Here is a 2,679-nt window from a genome sequence, read left to right on the forward strand (position 1 = left end):
GCGGCGAAGACGGTGCTGATCGGGATGAGCGCGTTCCGCAGTGCGTCGGCGCGGCGCAGAACGGTGTGGATGAGGGCGCGTCCGGTGCGGCCGTTGCCGTCGATGAACGGGTGGATCGTTTCGAACTGCGCGTGCGCGATCGCCGCCCGCGCCACCGGGTTCCCGCTCGTGTCGGTGACAAAACGTGCGAGGTCCGCCACGAGGCGGGGTACCTCGGTCTCCGGCGGCGGGACGAATGCGGCTCGTAGCGGCGACCAGCCGGGCCCGCCGACCCAGTTCTGCTCCTGCCGCAGCCCGCGTTCGAGCCTCGGCTCGATGACGTGCTGGAGGTCCACGATGTCGGAGACCTCGATGGTGCGCGTATGGTCGGCCAGCTCGGCGATTGCGGCCTCTGTCGCCCGCACGTTCGCCACGACGTCGAGCGCCTGACGTGGCCCCTGGTTAAGCAGCTCCGCGATCGCGAGGCGTTTGGGCGTGACACGGTTGCCTTCGATCCACGAAGACGAGATGGACTCCGAACGGATCAGCAGGTGATTCAGGTAGCGGCCGCGGGCGCCGATCCGCTCGTCCGCGCGGGCGAGCACCGCCAGCGCGTCCTCCGCCGCACCCTGTGCCTCGACGCCCAGCGCCGGAAGGCGTTCGCCCAGTTCCTCGGGCACATAGGCGAGGTAGCGGCCGGGCGTGCGATCCTTGCGACTCAAGCCGCTCGCGTCCTCGGGATGCCACAGTCGCTCGACGTACTTACCCATCACAGCCTCCCTTCCATCGCCGCTATTTCTACTTTAGATGTATTAGCCGAGAAATAGCGGCCATCGAGCCACGGTTAGTCAGTCGGCAGTCGTGTCGTCCGCGAACAGGGCGAGGAACTTCTCTCGCGGGATGACGACGCGGCGGCCGATCTTCACCGAGGGGATGGTGCCGTCCTCGATGCCCACCGTGATCGTGCGGGGATCGACGCCGAGGGCTTCGGCGGCCTCCTGACGCGTGATGACGAGGCTGCGACGGCGGCGAAGGTCGTCGATGTCGAGAGTGCTCGGCCGCATGTCGCACCATCCGTTCGTTGCCGCGCGAGAGAAGAAGGGTGCAATCCACGGTAGAAGCCCAGGGTTGCATTGTCAAGTACCGCGCTGTATGTTCTCACTATGGAAACAGAGCGAGTGAGGGGCAACCCTCCCGGCATCACCAATGCACACGTCGCCGCGAACATCCGCGCCGCACGTCAAGCGATCGGCATGGACTTGCGCACCATGTCCGACGCTCTCGGCGCCGCAGGCCGAAAGCTGTCGCCGTCGGGCATCAGCAAGTTGGAAAACGGTGATCGCCGCGTGGACGTGGACGACCTCACCGTGATCGCCTACCTGCTGCGCACCAGCCCCGCCGCCCTTCTGACGCCCCCGGACGAGCAGACGACACTGACCGGGGTGCCGGAGTCGTATCTGTCCGAGGAGATCGAGAAGTGGGCGCGCGGGGAACTCACCCTCACCAGCGAGGGGTTGCTGGCGTACTGGCAGCAGGAGTGGGTGCAGAACCTGAACCGCATCCAGTACTTCGAGAGCGCACTGCGCCACGGCAGCCCGAGCCAGGCCAGCCACGACGACTACACCAAGCGGCTCGCCGGCCTCAAGGAACGGCAGCGGCTCATCCGGGAACGGGGTGTGCAGATCGACCCGACCGGACGCGTGTTCGACGCCGCCGACTACCTCGACCGCTTCGAGCCCACCGAGTAGCCCGGACACCGCGGAGAGGAGCCAGAATCATGGCATCACGAATTACGCCGTCAGAGCGCGCGGCCGATGACCCCGAGGCGTCGCAGCAGGCCAAGGCGCGTCGCCCGCGCACTCGGCGTCGTGGGCGCGGGTCGATCCAGTCATACCCGACCGCCGCGGGGAAGAAGTGGCGGTATCAGATCTGGGTGCCGGTGGACCCGGAGCAGCCCGACCTCGGCGAGAAGAAGTTCAGCCGGGGAGGGTTCGCCACCGTAGCGGACGCTGACGCCGCGTTGCAGGACGCGCTCAAGAAGCGCGACGAGCAGGAGAAGTTCGGCGGGAAGGTCCCCACGCTCGGCGCCTATGCAGATGCCTGGGTGGAAGGGCTGCACCTGGCCGATTCCACCATCGCCGGATACAAGAAGATCATCCGTAACCATCTCCGCCCGCAGCTCGGGCACTATCCGCTCGACAAGCTCACCCCCACCCGGATCGCCCGCCACTACCGCGAGCTGGAGCAGCACGGCCGCAAAGACGAGCAGGGCAAGGGTGGGCCACTGTCAGCCAACACCGTCCACAAGGCCCACGTTGTGCTCGGCGCGATCCTCGACGCCGCGATCGAGGACGGCCACCTCACCACGAACCCCGCGAAGCGGAAGGCGGCGAAAGCGCCGACCGCGAGCCGGATGCGGGCGGAGAAGCCCGAGCTGGTCACCTGGACGGCCGATCAGCTCGCCGCGTTCCTCGCGTGGGATCGTGAGGAGAAGGAGGACGAGCTGTTCGCCCTGTGGTGGGTCATCGCCAACACCGGGATGCGGCGCAGCGAAGCCCTCGCGTTGAAATGGAGCGACCTGAACGCGAAGACCTCGCAGGTGAGCATCCGGCGCGCGATCAACACCGAGGACTGGACGAAGACGAAGACCACCAAGACCGGCAACGCCCGCGTCATCGACATCGACGCCGCGACCCTCAA

4 protein-coding genes are annotated in these 2,679 nt (G+C 67.2%); 2 read left to right on the top strand and 2 right to left on the bottom strand.

Annotation, left to right across the window (positions count from 1 at the left end):
- Together QM611_RS03805 and QM611_RS03810 are read right to left on the bottom strand one after the other, a co-directional pair.
- A partial coding sequence (locus QM611_RS03805; protein WP_415078573.1) for a Fic family protein occupies nt 1–659 on the bottom strand: 659 nt, incomplete at its 3' end.
- A 168-nt stretch (nt 660–827) separates the two neighbouring features.
- Entirely contained in the window at nt 828–1,043 is a 216-nt protein-coding gene (locus QM611_RS03810) for a helix-turn-helix domain-containing protein (protein ID WP_415078574.1), read from the bottom strand.
- 99 nt (nt 1,044–1,142) lie between these two features.
- Here QM611_RS03810 and QM611_RS03815 point away from each other — a divergent pair, with 99 nt between their 5' ends.
- Complete coding sequence (locus QM611_RS03815) at nt 1,143–1,727, top strand: helix-turn-helix domain-containing protein (protein WP_415078575.1); 585 nt, start codon at nt 1,143–1,145, stop codon at nt 1,725–1,727.
- Nucleotides 1,728–1,756: 29 nt separating this feature from the next.
- Nucleotides 1,757–2,679, top strand: a 923-nt coding sequence (locus QM611_RS03820) for a tyrosine-type recombinase/integrase (protein WP_415078576.1), incomplete at its 3' end; no start/stop codon positions are given.

It is taken from the genome of Microbacterium sp. (assembly GCF_047606685.1).
Lineage (GTDB): Bacteria > Actinomycetota > Actinomycetes > Actinomycetales > Microbacteriaceae > Microbacterium.